At 42.3% G+C, this 16,657-nt stretch carries 14 protein-coding genes and 1 pseudogene; 2 read left to right on the top strand and 13 right to left on the bottom strand.

All coding sequences use genetic code 11. The features are described 5' to 3' along the window. Window positions 1–89: 89 nt before the first annotated feature. The 8 genes from DXN05_RS09925 to DXN05_RS09890 all read right to left on the bottom strand — a co-directional run bounded on the left by DXN05_RS09925 (window position 90) and on the right by DXN05_RS09890 (window position 3,947). A complete protein-coding gene (locus tag DXN05_RS09925) occupies window positions 90–500 on the bottom strand; it encodes a hypothetical protein (protein ID WP_116847052.1) in 411 nt (136 codons plus the stop codon). A gap of 124 nt (window positions 501–624) precedes the next feature. After that, window positions 625–882: a hypothetical protein gene (locus DXN05_RS24470; protein WP_147313881.1), complete on the bottom strand. Its 258-nt coding sequence runs from the start codon at window positions 880–882 to the stop codon at window positions 625–627. Continuing rightward, complete coding sequence (locus tag DXN05_RS09915; protein ID WP_116847050.1) at window positions 860–1,096, bottom strand: hypothetical protein; 237 nt, start codon at window positions 1,094–1,096, stop codon at window positions 860–862. The genes DXN05_RS24470 and DXN05_RS09915 overlap by 23 nt, the downstream gene beginning before the upstream one ends. A gap of 78 nt (window positions 1,097–1,174) precedes the next feature. After that, entirely contained in the window at window positions 1,175–1,405 is a 231-nt protein-coding gene (locus tag DXN05_RS09910; RefSeq protein WP_116847049.1) for a hypothetical protein, read from the bottom strand. A gap of 6 nt (window positions 1,406–1,411) precedes the next feature. Then, entirely contained in the window at window positions 1,412–1,858 is a 447-nt protein-coding gene (locus DXN05_RS09905) for a hypothetical protein (protein WP_116847048.1), read from the bottom strand. A gap of 290 nt (window positions 1,859–2,148) precedes the next feature. Further along, window positions 2,149–2,496 (bottom strand): hypothetical protein, encoded by a 348-nt coding sequence (locus DXN05_RS09900; protein ID WP_147313880.1) that lies wholly within the window; start codon window positions 2,494–2,496, stop codon window positions 2,149–2,151. 9 nt (window positions 2,497–2,505) lie between these two features. Further along, window positions 2,506–3,135 (bottom strand): DUF6973 domain-containing protein, encoded by a 630-nt coding sequence (locus tag DXN05_RS09895; RefSeq protein ID WP_116847046.1) that lies wholly within the window; start codon window positions 3,133–3,135, stop codon window positions 2,506–2,508. 20 nt (window positions 3,136–3,155) lie between these two features. After that, window positions 3,156–3,947, bottom strand: a complete 792-nt coding sequence (locus tag DXN05_RS09890) for an RHS repeat-associated core domain-containing protein (RefSeq protein ID WP_116847045.1) — start codon at window positions 3,945–3,947, stop codon at window positions 3,156–3,158. Window positions 3,948–4,732: 785 nt separating this feature from the next. Here DXN05_RS09890 and DXN05_RS09880 point away from each other — a divergent pair. Both DXN05_RS09880 and DXN05_RS24920 read left to right on the top strand, forming a co-directional pair. Beyond that, window positions 4,733–5,029 (top strand): annotated as a pseudogene (locus tag DXN05_RS09880) (helix-turn-helix domain-containing protein); the annotation flags it as partial. A gap of 34 nt (window positions 5,030–5,063) precedes the next feature. After that, window positions 5,064–5,276, top strand: a complete 213-nt coding sequence (locus tag DXN05_RS24920; RefSeq protein WP_211330010.1) for a helix-turn-helix domain-containing protein — start codon at window positions 5,064–5,066, stop codon at window positions 5,274–5,276. Window positions 5,277–5,457: 181 nt separating this feature from the next. Here DXN05_RS24920 and DXN05_RS09870 read toward each other — a convergent pair whose 3' ends face one another. The 5 genes from DXN05_RS09870 to DXN05_RS09850 all read right to left on the bottom strand — a co-directional run bounded on the left by DXN05_RS09870 (window position 5,458) and on the right by DXN05_RS09850 (window position 16,326). Then, the gene (locus DXN05_RS09870; protein WP_116847043.1) at window positions 5,458–5,955 is read right to left on the bottom strand and encodes a hypothetical protein; all 498 of its coding nucleotides are present in this window, start codon (window positions 5,953–5,955) and stop codon (window positions 5,458–5,460) included. After that, window positions 5,952–10,439 carry a DUF6443 domain-containing protein gene (locus tag DXN05_RS09865; RefSeq protein ID WP_211330009.1) on the bottom strand — a complete coding sequence of 1,496 codons (4,488 nt, stop codon included), beginning with the start codon at window positions 10,437–10,439 and terminating at the stop codon, window positions 5,952–5,954. The genes DXN05_RS09870 and DXN05_RS09865 overlap by 4 nt, the downstream gene beginning before the upstream one ends. Window positions 10,440–10,509: 70 nt before the next feature. Continuing rightward, window positions 10,510–14,547, bottom strand: coding sequence for a DUF5977 domain-containing protein (locus DXN05_RS09860; RefSeq protein WP_158559200.1), 4,038 nt, complete (start codon window positions 14,545–14,547; stop codon window positions 10,510–10,512). A gap of 127 nt (window positions 14,548–14,674) precedes the next feature. After that, window positions 14,675–15,664 (bottom strand): hypothetical protein, encoded by a 990-nt coding sequence (locus DXN05_RS09855; protein WP_147313879.1) that lies wholly within the window; start codon window positions 15,662–15,664, stop codon window positions 14,675–14,677. 5 nt (window positions 15,665–15,669) lie between these two features. Continuing rightward, the gene (locus DXN05_RS09850) at window positions 15,670–16,326 is read right to left on the bottom strand and encodes a hypothetical protein (RefSeq protein ID WP_147313878.1); all 657 of its coding nucleotides are present in this window, start codon (window positions 16,324–16,326) and stop codon (window positions 15,670–15,672) included. Window positions 16,327–16,657: the final 331 nt, after the last annotated feature.

The raw sequence follows: 16,657 nt of genomic DNA, 5'->3' as shown, positions 1-16,657 counted from the left end.
TGTTACAGCTTTGCTAGGTTGTGCCTTGCTCCCAAACATTCTTAGCCATATGAAGAGACGATATTGATCGACTTTGAAACAAGCAACAATTAAGTCTCCCTGGTAGCTTTACTGGCGATTTTTTTTATTAAATACTTCTTTAAAATTTGTGTGATAAAGAAGGATACAATTGCAATTAAAAAGAAAACACGTTGTTGCTCATATCGTAATGCCCAATACAAAACAGGTAAGCTCGTTATAAGCCATTGGATGAACAATTTGTATCTAATCTTCTTTAGAGCTTTAATATCCAGGACAAAATCGAGCAATAGCAACATTAAGATAAAATACATCCAAAATAGAATCCCATATAACCCTATCAGAAATGCTGCAGCTACTATTGCCTGAAAGAAATTTCTTGAAACAGTCCTGTCAATAAAATAATTGTTAATGGTTGAATAAACCAATAACGAGACAAACACACCTAATAGATTAATCCAAAGAGTTTTAAAAGTTCTCATAGCCTTAATCCTATTTTACAGTTCAAATTCTAATGTACTTAGCTCTGATATTTAAACAGCCACTGTCTCTCACCATTTTCCCCGAAAATTTCTGCTATATTTTGTACATCTCAGAAATCTTTAACTACAGCCCTTGCGCTACGTTTAAATATCTCAAAATATCAGTTCTATTCCAAATGCGGATATCAGTTCCAATTGTCAAATGGAGGGGCGATGCACCACAGCCAGAATTTGATAAAAAAAGAAATTGGCCTTTAGAAATTGGCAGTCCAACTTTCAAACCTACGGTGCTAAAATTACCAATATAAGTAACATTCAGTCTTTCTCCTTGAATGGTAACTGCTTTTTCAGCATCGATATTATATACTATAAATCGATCCATTAGACACAGAAAAAACAGAATCTAAAATATTATCACTCAAAATATCTACCCCCTCATTCGGATTAACATAGTGCGAGGTCTCTTTCTCTTCCCGATAAATCACATAACCTTTCTCAAGGGGCATGCGTTCGCCCAAATGCATCGCAGTATTCTTATTTTGTGCAATAGCTAAAACTGCGCTTAATAACCAAAAAGAAATCAGTATCGTTTTCATGATTTATTCTTGCTACGTATATATGGCAGGCCACTGTCGGTTTTCTGTTTGTTACCCCATCACCAACTCTGGCCCCGGCTATTTTGCATCTCCGATAGCTCTAAACATTTCAATTGCTAATTTATGCTGCGTGCTGTCTAAGTCTTTTGCATATAAAAAAAGCTGAGAACCATCTTTTAGCTCCGGCACAAAAACTCCAGTTATTCCGGTACCGATTTTTTTAGGTTGCACAAGTTTCTTTAATAATCCGTTTGTCGTGTTATATAAATAGTACTGATTAGAAAAAATATCTTCGTTCTGGTCTTCCAATCCTCTCTATAATAAAGTACCACGATACGCTTTCACAACAAAAGTATCAGCGGAATTGTCTGCGACAATTCCGCTCAAAATAGCTAGATCTGTGGAAAGAAAATCAACATTCAAATGACCGGATATTTTTATAATAAATTTTATCTCACCGTGCGAAATATTCAAATCCTTATACAGAAATCCTTCTTTATTAAACACCACATGTGGATATAGGAGTAGGTCATGGACTAATCCTAATAAATTACTTTTCGAAATAACGAGTGCCCCCTTAAAAGAACCAGGAACGTCACTATCCTTGAAAAAGGCTCGTAAATGGCCTAAATTATTCTCATTATTAGGCAACCAATGCAAGTCCTTATCTTCATGATTTACAATCCAATTCCCTCCATTATCAAGCTTGGATATTATATTAGTAAGTAGACGTTCATACACCTCAACAAACGTCGTTAACATTACGCCTTTTTTTCGATAGAACTGGATAACTGAAATGAAATGCCATACCATGTAACAGATAAATGGGACGAATCATCATCAAAAAAGTCAAGATATTGCGCTCTATTATATGGTAGTTCTTTGGCAACCTCTTTCTTGAAATTTATCATAAATACCATTTTTTCTGTTAAGGTAATGCCGCTGCCACACTTAGTGTTCCTCCTAATGTTTCAGGCACAGCAAAAATTGCAGCTCCCCATTTAACAGTTTCCCATATACCAACGGCAATAACAGTACCTAACAGGGCAAGTTTATTTCTTCCATTCCGCAATCTTAAATGAGGTTATTATAGAATCGCCTGAAAAGGTAAAATCTAACCTCTTTGTATAATTTGGGTCAATCGCATCATAACGGGTAATTACCTCGTAGGCAATTGACGAACTATCTTTAAATTGCGGCTTCCCTAGTAGATTTATTAAATCAGTGTATCTAATCCCTGCTAACTTGTAATTTTTTATTAAGTCATTAAGCATTTTATTTCGATATGGATATTCCATATCATCCTTTGTCTGCCACATAGTTTTATCAAACTTTGCTTTCCCGGTACAGCTTGAAAAAATAATCAACATTGATACAATGCAATATTTTAATGCTTTCATATTATCTATTTAATAGATAGTACGACCTGTGTTATCTAGCGTTTTAATTACATCCAGCAATTGCTTATACTGTTCAGGTGTAATTTTGGTGACAGTTATCCTTGTATTCCCTTGATCGTCTAAATAAGATGTATATAACCCTATCTGAGCAAAAGTATCTAATACCTTTCCTGCTAAATCTTTCATACCAGCACCTTTATTATCCGTTCCTATATTCCTACCTGTTTCATTATTAGATAGATCAATGGCTTCATCAGCCTTTTCAGATGAACTAAATTTCTTGTCTAATAATTGGGCAAACGATTGCCCCTTTATTGCATCTGGATTATCTTCGTGTGCATCGCCTGCTTCTTTAGCTACAGCAGCCCCATATTTACTTGCGATGGCAGCCTGCCATAATGTATGCCGAACTGCGTTTATCTGCGATCCCTTATTTTCATTGCCCTTATTTTCATTGCCCTTATCTTTATTTTCCTTTAGTATTGATTCTGATTCAGCAGACACTCCGCGTGTAGAAAATCTCACAGCATTTGTAGAGATATTGGAGGCCCCTTTTTTGTACGAACCTATATCATTAGCAGCAATAGGATGTGAAATAGCAAACCATGTTTCCCTAAGCCATGAGGGGACTGGTAGCATTCCATCGTTATCAATGTACTTTATTGGGTTATCAAATGCGTAGTTGTATGGAGAGAACCTGCGCATCTGATCTGCCAACGGGTCCCCCTCAACCATCTCCCTATCTGCCCATCGTACATCCTTGCCCCATAATCATACAACTCCAATCCACTCCCATCACTAAACTCCTTACTCTGCAGTTCCTTGCCATTATATTTAAACCTGTTCTGTAGTTTCCCGGCAGCTTTAGAAGATATCCCCGACATCGTCAACCCAAACGGATAATAATGCGTCTCTTCCAGCAGGGGGCCGGGGGTGTGCGTGATGCTTAAATTATCAAACGCTACACCAGTACTGCTCACATTGCTCTCATATATGTAAATATAACCATTTACCGGCATGGTGAGGTTGCCGGACTGCAGCACTTTGTACGTCTCGTTCGCACCAACCACGGGTATCTGCCGGTAGCCACTTACATCGGTTCTGTTTTTCAGTTGCTCTTCATCGAGCACAATCCAGTTCAGGAAGGCTTTGGGACGGCTGTCATCTGTAGCTTCGGTGCTTACAAAGCGCTGTACAGGCGCATTCAGCAGGCTGCTGGTGCCGGTGCCAAGGTTAGTAGCATTAAAGTGCCCGCCTGCGCCAGCTACTTCGCCTGTGAACAGGTTCACGACTTGTGTGGCAAGATTACTGGCGACTGTATTATTAGCAGGCTGGTGATCCTGGTTGCGGTACCAGGCTTGTGCAGATATCGAGATCTGGTCACCGGCCATTACTTTCAACAGTATACCAGGGCCGATTTTCGGGGTACCATCCTGGCCATCATTTTTCAACCAGGTTACTCCCCCTATGGCCTTGATATTACCATGGAATAACCTGGGCAGTGCCTACAATGCCATTTTTTTTGTCAGAGCTTGTTTAATATTAAATTATACACCCAGTATGCGGTAAATTACTTTAACTTCCTGCTAATCAAATCTAAGCCCTTTCACTCTCATATCCTGAACGATTCTATAATTACCATAGTAAAAAACAAGCATTGCCAAAAATGACGCTATTAAGAAGAAAAAAAAGATCTTAATTAACCGCACTCTTACAAACTCAGCTGGCAACCTTAATAACTTGCACATAAGATATCTAAAAAAAATCGAAACGCCGGTTGCTAATGAAGCAAGAATGACAGCAAGTATTATTCTTCGCAATAAATATGACCAAAAACAAGTTTCTATTATCATATGCGCTTGTAGTGGTCCCGAAAGCGTAAAGACATTTGCTACAAAGACGAACCCAACAAGTAAAACATTGATCAATAATAACACTATACCTAAAATACGCTTTATACATGGTCTGTTCATATGGCAACTATGATAGTTATAAATATTAATTCATGAGATGGAATAGCAATTTATAACCTCCTTATTAAGTTTACCTGCAACAATACCTTTTTGTAAATGACCAACAGTAAGAGTTTTTACTTTAATTGATCTCCCAAACAAACTCCCACCCTCCGCATTAAAATATTCTGCAGCAATGAAATGAAATAGTCAAGACTTAATCTGACAGTTGGGATTAACTTTAAGTAACCACACTTAATAAATCAATCCCAAAATGTCAGATTATGAATTCCACATCCAAGTTAATCAAAAGCAAGTTAGGACTATTGCATTTAGCGGAACATTTAGGTAATGTTTCCCAGGCATGCAAGGTGATTGGGTATAGCCGGGGCAGTTTCTACCGGATTAAAGAGCTGTACGATACAGGCGGTGAGGCAGCACTACAAGAGATCAGCCGCAGTAAGCCTATACTTAAAAACCGTGTAGATCCCTCCATTGAAGCGGCTGTAGTTAAGATGGCCTTCGATTATCCAGCTTTTGGCCAGCAAAGAGCTAGTAATGAACTACGTAAACAAGGAATCTTTAAAGGATATTTTTGGAAGAAAAGCAAACGTAATGAGCTCAGGCGATAACATTAAGAAGATCAGGGAGCAAAAAGGATTGCTACAAAAGCAGCTTGCTGCTGAAGTGAACATACCTTATACCAGCTATAACAAAGTGGAGAACAACACCCGTGATATTGCTATTGATGAACTGGAACGCTTTGCCGGGTATTTTGGGATAACCATTGATCAGGTAGTACATTTTGATGTCAACCGGTCGATGTGACCATTCAGGACAAGCCTAATTTCGAGCAGATCAACTTGATTAACCAATTAGACGAGGAAGATCGCACCGTGGTTTTTAAGATCATTGATACCATGCTTACCAAAAAGAAGTTCAAGGACTTCTTTAATAATAACGTGGCTGCCCTATAAATAAAAAAGCCCCTTAACCGGGGCTTACTTATTCAATCACAATCATTGATCTTTATTTTTCTTATTCTCTTCGTTCCACCGCCAGGGTAATCAAACTCATAAATATAATGTTTCCCCTTTAGAGGTTCTAAGATTTTCTTATACCTCGATTTATCCGTGTTATATACATATAAAACGTAAAAATAGCTTTGCAACCAACCTTTTTTTAAATCAATCTCATAATCATAATCTCGACGATTTTTATTACAGAACTCACTATAAGTAAAAGATAGAAACACAGAACTAACTGTGTCACTTTTTAATAATGCGTAATCAGATTGTGATAAAGATAGATTTCCAGGATAATAGTCCGCCTCTATAACTCTTTTTCCACCATGTGTTAAACTCGCCAGGATTTTGATTTTTGAAACTGAACCTGAAACTATTTTTTCATCAATAGAAAGAATAAAGTTTATCCTTTGAGGTTGTTCTTGTGCACTTACCTTAAAACTGAGAAGTACACAAATAAGTATAATGATTTTTAATTTCATGGTTTTAGTATTTGCTGAACTGCTTTTATTGTTAAAGTTACTGTTGGTGTAGTTGCCCCTCCTTTATAAATAACAACACCATTTCCAGGTTGATTAATAGAAACTCCGCCCGTAGTGCTACTTGTGGCGGTAGCTTGTCCAAGCGGCCCAACTATAATATTTGTCCCATACTGTTTAAACGTCCCTCCATCAGTATTTGACGGTTGTAATGCATCATGGCTATAAATTTGACCATTCTGTAATATGGTTCCAGTAACATGAGAATGTATTGTAGTTTCAGCATCGGCTGGCGTGCTTCCTGACGGTAGATTAGGCAACGTTTCGTCAGCTTGCAGTTCATTATTAGAATTTATAAATGCAGCTTTACCAGAAGCGCCTTGCAAAACATTGCCATTATTCATCACAATTGATGATTCACCATGCAAGCCACCTGATGGATCATTAGCTGTTTTCGACTGGGTGCGACCTATTATATTTAACGATTCTTTCAAAGCTGTTTTTGAAACAGAGGCTCCTGAACTTATTGAACTGGATTGTGTAATACTGTTATTCTTAGTGTTAGCTTTAACCTGTGCTGCTTCTTTAGAATCTGTTACTACCCTTGCTCTACCGTTAGCCCCATTTTCATCTTCTCCTATTTTCTTGCCTTTTTGGTCATACAACTCATCAAACATACCATCGGGATCAATGAACTTAATAGGATTATCCTTACCATAAGTATAAGGCGACCATCTTCTGCTTAATTCCGCCATTGGATCGGGTGTCGTCCACCTGGCGATAACGGGATCATAGAACCTCGCCCCATAATCATACAACTCCAACCCACTCCCATCACTAAACTCCTGGTTCTGCAGTTCTTTGCCATTATACTTAAACCTGTTCTGCTGTTTTCCAGCCGCTTTAGAAGATATCCCCGCCATCGTCAACCCAAACGGATAATAATGCGTCTCCTCCAACAACGGTCCCGGCGTGTGCGTGATGCTTAAATTATCAAAGGCTACACCGGTACTGCTGACGTTGCTCTCATATATGTAAATATAACCATTTACCGGAATGGTCAGGTTGCCTGACTGCAGCACTTTGTACGTCTCGTTCGCACCAACCACGGGTATCTGCCGGTAGCCACTTACATCGGTTCTGTTTTTCAGTTGCTCTTCATCGAGCACAATCCAGTTCAGGAAGGCTTTGGGGCGGCTGTCATCTGTAGCTTCAGTACTTACAAAACCCTGTACAGGCGCATTCAGCAGGCTGCTGGTGCCGGTGCCAAGGTTAGTAGCATTAAAGTGCCCGCCTGCACCCGCCACTTCGCCTGTGAACAGGTTCACGACTTGTGTGGCAAGATTACTGGCGACTGTATTATTAGCAGGCTGGTGATCCTGGTTGCGGTACCAGGCTTGTGCAGATATCGAGATCTGGTCACCGGCCATTACTTTCAATAGTATACCAGGGCCGATTTTCGGGGTACCATCCTGGCCATCATTTTTCAACCAGGTTACCGTTGTATTGTTGGGGTCAGTATCAAAACCGGGAATCTCGCTTTTGTTCCTGGCTGTTTGCGCCAGCTGGTCGTTGAACAATTGCAGTTCCGTAGTACGGTATTGCGGCTCTACGGTTGCCAGGTATCGCTGATTGCTAAACTCATCTGTAAGTACGGTACGCGTGTTGCCGAGGTGATCTTTCAGGAAATAGTCATACGCATAACCGGTAGTTGTACCACTACCATCACGCAATACACGTACACGACCTTCTTCATGGCCAAAGAATTGCAGATGGTTGTTCTCGTATACAAAACCACCCAGGTAATCGGTTGTAGTGGTTTTGCTTCCTTCTACTACTCTCTTTTCCAGTTTATTGCCTGCTGCATCGTAGATGTAAAAAATACTCCCCTTATTGGCCACCGTTAGCTGCCAGGGCAGGTTCAGGTGGTTGTATATAATATCCTGGGCGCCTGCCGGAACATCTGTGCCCACTGAAGTGCCGATGCTTTTGTTTTTATCAGCAATGAGGTTACCGTTTACATCGTACCCATAGTCGTTACCCGTTTTGTTGTTGTCTGTAAAGTCACCGAGCTGTGTTGCACTGCGCGTATCAGTTACAGCCGCCAGTTTGTTGGTACCGGAATAATAGGAATAGGCAAGATCGTCAACAATATCGCTTGCTGTGCCAACTAGTCCCTTCTGCCACATGGCCTTGATATTACCATTAGCATCATAGGCACTGCCCGGGGTTATTCCATCGCCCATTTTCATGCTGAAATCAATGCCCGCAGTGGTATTCCAGCCACCATCGTTCTGCGTAAAATCAGCTTTTAACAAGCGATTGGATGCATCATACCCGTAACCATAGGCACGTTCTTTCTGGTCGCCCGAGCTTTTCCAGCGCATGCCAGCGATATTGCCGTTGTATTGGTTGCTGCCAAAACCCCAGTCATAACTCAGATCCATACCAAACCATTTGGCGCTGGTATTGATATCAATACCGCTGCCATCGGTTTTCCGGTTGATGCTTTTTAACCAGCCGCGGATATTGTAAGCATAAGCATCATCTTCCATAACAGCAGCAGTAAGGTTGCCCGCAGCATCGCGCTTCTGACCTATTTGCTTTTGCTTTACCTGGCCTAATGCATCGTAGGTTATGGTGCTGATTAAACGTTTGTTGGCAATATCATCGCCCACCTGTTTGGTTACGGTTAATAAACGATCTGCATGATCATACAGGTAGTCTGTTTGGATGCCCAGTCCTGTAATGCCACCGGCGGGATTATTGTGAACCTGGTAACTGCTTACCACTTTCCCGGTAAAAGCATAACGGCTGCTTATTATATCTACACCACCTTTGTAGTTGTCTGATTGCACCTGTATGGCACGACCTTTATCATCATAGTAGGTAACTGTTTCCAGCCATTTACCGGATGAAAGATTATTGGGATCTTCTATTACACGCACGCGGGTTACGGTAGGCATACCCAGCGTAACAGCGCTTGCCGTGGTGGCTGCATTTTCTGCATTATCATTTCCCCCGGTGCCCGGCTTAGCAGCATAAGTACCGTTAAAAGATTTACCGGTAGTATGGTAATCGTCATAATCCGTGTAGGTAAGTGCAGTATAGGTTGTGCCACTTAGTGCGCCACTACCGGTACCGGCTAAATTGGCTATTTCCAGTGCAACGCCGGCGGTTGCACCATCTACGTTAAACCCTTCCAGCATCGTAATACTGTTACTTGCAACATAGCTGGTTGTTACGCCATCCCAACCGGGAAGTATTATATCCGCTACTGTGGCAGGCGTAATATTAGCCAGGTATCCCTGCATATCAGCTGGCGTGCCGCCATAACCTGTCATTACACCTGTTTGTACCGGGCGGTTTACATCATCATACAGCGTATACAGCCACTGCCCTTTTGCCTTCATATTGCCATCCTGGGTATAAGTGAGCCTGTCACGCTGGTCATATACCAGGTAAGTCCAGGCCGCACCAGGCACTTTTTTGGCGCTCATGCGACCACGTGCATCGTATTCGTACCTGAAACAAAGTTCTTTTAATGCAGTGGAAGACAGTACCCAGCCGCCGGCAGGCAAACTTTCTACAGCAGCAGGTGGTATTACGCAACGTAACAAACCGAGGTCGTCGTATACGTAATAGGTTTGCAACCAATTACCCGCATCATCGGCCTGCACTTTTTTGAGTATGATGTGCCCTTCTTTGTCTTTAAACTCCTGTACCTGCTTGCCATGCTCATCTGCAGTAACCGTTTTGGTTATTTCTCCTGCCTGGTATTCTGCGGTTGACTGGGGAACGTTGACACTTGTATTATCTGATCCATAAATAATATCGGCATAGCCAACCGTCCACAGACGTATATGATCATCCGGACCAGTGAACAGGTATTGCACAGACTGTCCCCTATCGCTGCCTGCCCAGCTGTTACCGGCTGCATACGTATTTAACACACGGTTGAGCGGGGAGTTTTCAAATTTTGTTTGCCCGTAAAAGAACTGCTCTCCTGCATAAGCAGCCTGCTCGTTTACATAGGAGCCACTGTAGAATGACTGTTGCGAAGTAAATGGACTTATTTTAAAAGCACCATCTGTAGCGTTATTATCTGTATAAGGCAGAAACTTCATATCCTCACGACCAAAATTGTCGTAGGTAACCGGCGCCACCATATCTTTTTTCCCGGGCGACAACTGTTTGCTCACTGTTTGCAATGGCCGGCCTATCCCGTCAAAATATTGGGTAGCGCGGCTAACTTCATTGGGTAGCCGGTTAACATCGCTCACAACACTTTCTGCACTATAAGGCCGGCGCGCTGTATTAGTTGTAATATAGCTGGTACTTGCAGTGCTGTAAGCCCCGGGCGTAACAGGCGTTTTAGATGGCCCTCCCACGCTGGTTGCAGTGGTTGGCACATTCTGTGCCCTGGCAGGCAATTGACACAAGTACAAAATGGCAGCAAGCAGTGTATATCGTAAAAAGCTACCCATAGCAGATAATTTAAGCCTTGGTTTTGTTGTGTTGTATTGGTTCTTACGCATCACTTTGTGTTATTAAAGGTTAGTTAGTGATGTTAAGCGTTGTTCCGGATGTTGTTCCGGTAATATTAACCCCTGAAAAACTAGCTGAACTGCCGGCCTTCTGTACAGCTGCAGCCGGAGGCACAGTAAGCGAATAATGGTAGGTATTAGAGTTTGGCGAAGAAGCACTGATGGAGTAAACACCCTCGCCAATGGTCACGTATTGTGAAGACGATGCCTTCAAAGTAACACTCACTGTCTGGTAGCCTTGGGTGGTATTTGTAAGCGATACCTGTTGGTCTACATACGAGCTATTAGAAAGATATACGCTCACTTGTGCCAGCTGCACACAACTACCGGTGTTGTCAACTTCCTGTTGCTTGGCAGCTACTGCCTGCTGGGCCTTGCTGTTTGCTTCTGCAACAGAGTTGGCAGAGGTGAACTGCCCGGCTGTTACGGTAAAAGAAACATTGGTATTGCTTTTATATCCTGTCGGGCAATTGCTTTTGGAAATAATACCTGAAAAAGTATAGTCGTTTTTAAATAACTGGGCATATGTTAAGCAGTTGCCATGTGCATTGGCATAAGCCTGCCCATTGTTATTCAGATCCTGCGTTGCCTTAGCCTGTGCATCGTCATACGAAACAGTGGATGTCCATTTACCGTAAGGCACTGTGTATACTACATCGTTTCCATACAACCCTGCCGAGCACTGTGTTGTAAACGTTTTGCTTATCTCTGAGTTTTTATAGTTCTTACAGGTACCGTTCGCGTTAGCATATGCCTGCGAGGTAGCGGCTATATAGTTGTCGCGTTTGGTATTGGCATCTGCTACTGAAATAGTAGATGAAAACGCCCCGTGCGCAATTGTATAATTAATTGTTTCACCAAAATACAAACTGGGGTCACAGTCATTTTTGGTAACACTTACTGTGCGTTCATCACTAAAGAAAGTGGGATTTGAGAATTTGTAACTGATGGTTTTCAGCACATTCTTGTCATTATCCTTTATGGTTTTCAGCCTGCCGGCATCATCGTAGTCAAAATAGCCAAATTTTCCTGAGGGGTCAGAAGAGGATGTTAACCCAATCATCGGTGAATAATTGTGCGTGGTAACCTGTGCAGCTGCCGGGAAAAACCTGATATCATCGACCTGTGCATTCAGGGATATGGTATATGATCCATTTGTTACAGTCACCGGGCTTGCCATATAAATCCAGGCCGAGCCGCTTTTTTGCCAGTATGCGAGTATGTAGTTGCCATTATCTGGTGATATGGTTACCGAGTATGCGCCGGTATGGCTATACAAGCCCGACTTGCAATCACCGGCTGCAGTGTTTGCACCTGATTCCTCAAACCCATTGTAGAACAGGTTTCTGCTTAGCGCACCTTTTGCCTCCAGCACCGGGTAGTATCCCTGGTATCCCCATTTATAACTAATGGGGCCTGCAGCACTGGTAGTAACCTGCACCGGGTTATTCGATGCATCGTATATATCGTAACTGATTTTCTGTTTGTATCTGCCATCGTTTACAAAAGCACCAAAACCAGTAGAAAATGGTATGCTTCCAGCGTTGGTATTGCTGAATTTGAATGAGCTGATATCTACGGGCGCCCGGGTCTCCAGGCTGTACACCTTATCCTGTAAGCCTTTACCACCTGTTTTATAAGTCATTAACTGGCCGCTTAATACCTGTGTTGCGCCTGCTTTTACCTGGGCGCTGATTTTTTCAACAGGCACTGCCACATTGTTTGTTGCTTTTAAATCGTCGATAAAAGCTGTACCTGCTGCGTAATCCTGCGGAAAGGTGCTATAGGCTGTGATTACAGCGCCATCACTTTTCTTTGTTGTAATGGCCGTAGGATACATATGCAGGGCATTATTGTAGCTATAGGTAGTGGTTGCAGTTTGCTGGTTTCCATTATCATCGTATTGCGTGGTGATTTCAGATTGCAGTTTGGAAACACCACCTGTAATGGTTTTATCAATTACATAGAATACCTGCCAGCTATATGGATAACCGATGGGATTGGCAGGCGGTGTTTTGGTAATGTACTCAATTGATTTGCCAGTATTGTCGGATGGGAATTCATGTCCTTTGATTACCAATACCTGCGGTATGCTGAAGGTATTGTAATCGTTATAATTATAAATGGTACCATTTACAGGTACATAGTTCTCTTTCGCAGTTCCTTTATATACTACTTTTGACGTTAGTTGCGGTGTTCTCCAATCATCTGTACGGAATACGGGGAAGAATCCATCTCCGGGCAGCGAGGTATAAGAAACGGAATTACCCGGAATGCTGTAATTGTAGACTGTTTTCCCATTGGTGACTTTGGTATCCTGTCCTGAAACATATTCTGTTACCTGGTTATAATACACGGGCGTATGATAAGCACGTTGCATTTCTGCCTGCGGTTCAGAACTAAATGTACGCCACCTGTAAAAGCCATAATCGTAGGGAAAGTTTGGCGGGTTGTGCAAAGACCAGTCGAGGTAGTCCCGAATGGTAGATGTGACATTATCCAGGGATGGCGAAGGTTGCCAGCTGAGATAGCCATTACCATCTTCATCAACACCGTATTTATAACTCTTTACCGTCTGTTTACCGATACCATCATCCAGCTGAATCTGTTTGATCCTGATGCCGGGCCCTTCCTTCACAATGTGACTGCCGGTATTCTCCTTATAATAATTGGGTTCATAGAAAAACTCGCTGCTGCCACCTGTCGGGAAGTAGATTTTACGCAGCATGCCCGATAGTTTGGTATCAAACACAGCATCCCGGCAGCCATTACAGCCAAGGGTTTGCTCATAAGACGAAGTGGGATTGGTGCCACCGGGTTCAATGGTAATACTTGGTATGGGTATACGGCTTCCATTTGTACCACCGGTTCTGCCATTATAATAACCCCAATAATCTTTTGCGGTGCCAAGGTCATACAGCGAAGTGGGACCGGTTCCACTATAATATTCAAAGCTGTACCGTTCGGCTTCTGCACCTGCAGCATCTTTGAATACAATAGACTGAATTGTTTTAGAGCAATTATTCAGCAGGGTTACCGTAGAACCCGGAATGGTTGCATAATAATTGAACACGGCGTCTCTCACCACCAGGTTATCACTGTTTCTAATCACTTTAGCTTCTGTAAGCTGCAGTGTGCTGGCATCGTAGGTAAAAAACATTTTCCCTTCATCAAAATCAATTTCTGTGAGATAGCCCATGTAGTAGTCATCCAGCAAGTTTACATTGTTGCGATGCAACGTACTGGCGGTTTGATAGTCTCCGGGGTTGGTTTTAAAACTCGGTGCACTGGCCTTGTCTGCAATTGTTGCGTTATCGGAGTAACTGAAGTTGCCATAAAATGCATCATCCGAAACTGCCGTCCATTTATTGCCATATTTAAATTTCAACTGCTGCCCGGTAGGTAAGGTAACAGTGTTCAGAAACCAGGAACTGGGGAAATTCTGGCTTGAGTTCGATTCGGTATAACCGTAACCACTGGCATCCTGCCCGAAATTGTATACAATACCATGATCATCGGTTAATATAAAACCCGAGTAGGCTTGCCCATTAGAGAGCACCTGGATTTTGTAAGGGCAGTTGGTTAGAAAAGTAATTGTTGAAGACCGGATGATAAACTTTGCCGACACACCATTAACGTTAACGGAGAATATATCGTGCAAAGGATCGTAATAATTTGATGTAAGCTTATTCAACTCATCAAACTTGTCGGCCTGGGAGTTATAATAAGAAACGGGTTGTTCGTTATACGGACTGGTTTCATCCGGTGCACCCCGCACTTCCCTTGAAACAACACCCGAGCCTATTAAAGCCCAGTTAAGTCCCAACGGAGAATAGTTTAATGATGCGGTTCTGCCTGATGCGTGGAAGTTGGCGCTCACCGGGTAACTAAACCCCTTTACCCCAATTGTGTAAATGGGAATATTGATGGATGGAACGCCGGTTGAATAGTCCACCGGATAATCGCCATAACGCTGAAAAGTCATCGCATTGGGAGAAGGCGGAATATACCCTTTGAAATTTGTTGTTTGCGCCAAAGCAACATTCACACAAAACATTATCAGCAACAGCCAGAACCCGTTTTTACACATAACACCCGTTTTAATTCTTATAGCAATTAGTTTCTTTAAAATTTATTGTATTACTGTACACCAAATGCACAACCCACCAATCACTTTATTTTCTATTATCCACCTTATCCTGCAATTGATTCACCTTTTGCTCCAGCTCATGGTTTTTAATTGACAGCTGATCGTTCTGCTTTTTAATATCGATCATATACAACGTCAATTCTTCAATCTTCTTCAGCAATACAGCTTGATTGGTTGCCAAATCAACACCTTTTTGCTGCACTTCGGTTCCTGAAGGCACTTCAGGAAGGTGTTTGTTTTGCTGTATATACGTAGCTACTGAATCCAGGCGTGGCAATTGGTAAGCTGTGTCAAATACATAGTCGGGCCAATTGTCGTGCATTTTTACTACAGCTTTTTCAAACACTGCAGCGCCATTTACGGCCAGCTTATACCCCTTGGCGTCAGGAGTACCAATGGAAAGGTTGCCCTGTATGTAACTGGGTGAAGTAGCGGTAACAAAAATCGATTCACCAAGGGAAGCGCCGTATTTATTTACATCCGGATCAACAGTTGTTTTTGCGTAATACCCTGAGTTATCAGCAGTGGGCTTATAGGGCAAATCATTTTGTACGCCATCATAAACAGTAGGTGTAATAGCGTAATTGGATTGAAAAAAGTAAGTAGTAGTTCCGCCGCGCAGCCAGATAATAATTGACCGGACACCATTCCATACCGTGACATCTTCCCAGCCACCTACAAAGTTGCCGATAGAGATAGACGCATCATCAGGTCCGCTTGCAATCTCGGCATTAATAAAATTTGCACCGTTTCCCCAGTTATTAGTATGGTATCTGAAACGAGCGATAAATGACCCTCTCCAATCGGCATCTTTGTGCACATTACTTCGGCCTATGCTTAGTTCTGTTGCCACATTGTAATCCCAACCCGCATCATAAAAAACCACCGGGTAATACGTATTGATGTCTCCTTTTACAACAAAGCTTGCTGTTCCCTGCGCCAACGGATTGGAGCCATACCCCGGGCATAACATTAGCATTATCATTCCCAAAACAACTGACAGATATCGCTTCATACAACCTATTTTATTACTTGTTTTATTTGCTTTTTAAGTTCAGTAACTTCTTCCTGCATCTGCCTGTTCTTTTCTATCAACAGTGCATTTTCCTTTTTTACTTCAATCATGTATAATGTTAGTTCCTCTACCTTTTTGAGTAGCACCGCCTGATTTGCTGCCAAATCAACACCTTTTTGCTGCACTTCAGTTGCAGCAGGCACTTCAGGCAGGTGCTTGTTTTGTTGTATAAAGGCAGCTACTGAATCCAGGTGTGGCAATTGGTAGGTGCTGTCAAATACATAATCCGGCCAGTTCTGCTGATTTTTCACTACCGCTTTTGTGAAAATAGCGGCACCGTTTACTACCAGCCTGTATCCCTTTGTATCCTGCGTTCCAAGACCAAGGTTTCCTTTTCCATCCAGCATAATTTCACCGGAGTAGATGCCCCGCGCATCACCCGGCATCACATTGATGTAATCCAGGTATAAATCAGTAACACCGGGCGCAAAATTGATACACCGTGTTTCTATAGCGCCGAAATTATTGTCTATGCGAACCATTAATGTAAACAACTGCCACTCTCCGCTTTGCCTGAAATCGCTGGGATGAATTACAAGCGATGCCCCCGCTACGTCAATGGTGCACAGATAGGAAGAAGATAAATTTGAAGCAACTTTCATTCTGAACTGCACCAGGTAGTTTCCTGCTTGCAGGGTAGCGTATGGACCATACCACATAGTAGCATTAGGCCCGCTGGCTAAGCGTTGAATAGCTTTTCCAGCGTCTGCTGTAGCATCAGTCACAACCTGGGTGCCTGCCGGAAAAAACAAACTATTTTCATCAATCTTAAATCCAACAGGATTCACCTGGGCCCGGATACAACAGGGCACCAAAAAGAAAATACAGCAAATAAAAGCCGTCAATTTTCGAGGTAACATGCCTTAGAAAATTTTATCAGAAGTAAATAAATGCAACAGGATAGCCACACAGCCAGCGGCTGTATAACGGTTA

The organism is Deminuibacter soli (genome assembly GCF_003412455.1).
In the GTDB taxonomy this organism is placed as follows: Bacteria; Bacteroidota; Bacteroidia; order Chitinophagales; family Chitinophagaceae; genus Deminuibacter; species Deminuibacter soli.
Note: the sequence above shows the minus strand (reverse complement) of the source record. Positions and strands in the feature narration are given on the sequence as shown.

Bases quoted from the DNA above. Each gene is read 5' to 3' on its own strand.
- DXN05_RS09870 (WP_116847043.1), bottom strand. From the start codon at position 5,955: ATGAAATTAAAAATCATTATACTTATTTGTGTACTTCTCAGTTTTAAG.
- DXN05_RS09855 (WP_147313879.1), bottom strand. From the start codon at position 15,664: ATGAAGCGATATCTGTCAGTTGTTTTGGGAATGATAATGCTAATGTTA.
- DXN05_RS24920 (WP_211330010.1), top strand. From the start codon at position 5,064: ATGAGCTCAGGCGATAACATTAAGAAGATCAGGGAGCAAAAAGGATTG.
- DXN05_RS09915 (WP_116847050.1), bottom strand. From the start codon at position 1,096: ATGAAAACGATACTGATTTCTTTTTGGTTATTAAGCGCAGTTTTAGCT.
- DXN05_RS09925 (WP_116847052.1), bottom strand. From the start codon at position 500: ATGAGAACTTTTAAAACTCTTTGGATTAATCTATTAGGTGTGTTTGTC.
- DXN05_RS09865 (WP_211330009.1), bottom strand. From the start codon at position 10,439: ATGGGTAGCTTTTTACGATATACACTGCTTGCTGCCATTTTGTACTTG.
- DXN05_RS09900 (WP_147313880.1), bottom strand. From the start codon at position 2,496: ATGAAAGCATTAAAATATTGCATTGTATCAATGTTGATTATTTTTTCA.
- DXN05_RS09905 (WP_116847048.1), bottom strand. From the start codon at position 1,858: ATGTTAACGACGTTTGTTGAGGTGTATGAACGTCTACTTACTAATATA.
- DXN05_RS09895 (WP_116847046.1), bottom strand. From the start codon at position 3,135: ATGCTACCAGTCCCCTCATGGCTTAGGGAAACATGGTTTGCTATTTCA.
- DXN05_RS24470 (WP_147313881.1), bottom strand. From the start codon at position 882: ATGGATCGATTTATAGTATATAATATCGATGCTGAAAAAGCAGTTACC.
- DXN05_RS09850 (WP_147313878.1), bottom strand. From the start codon at position 16,326: ATGAAAGTTGCTTCAAATTTATCTTCTTCCTATCTGTGCACCATTGAC.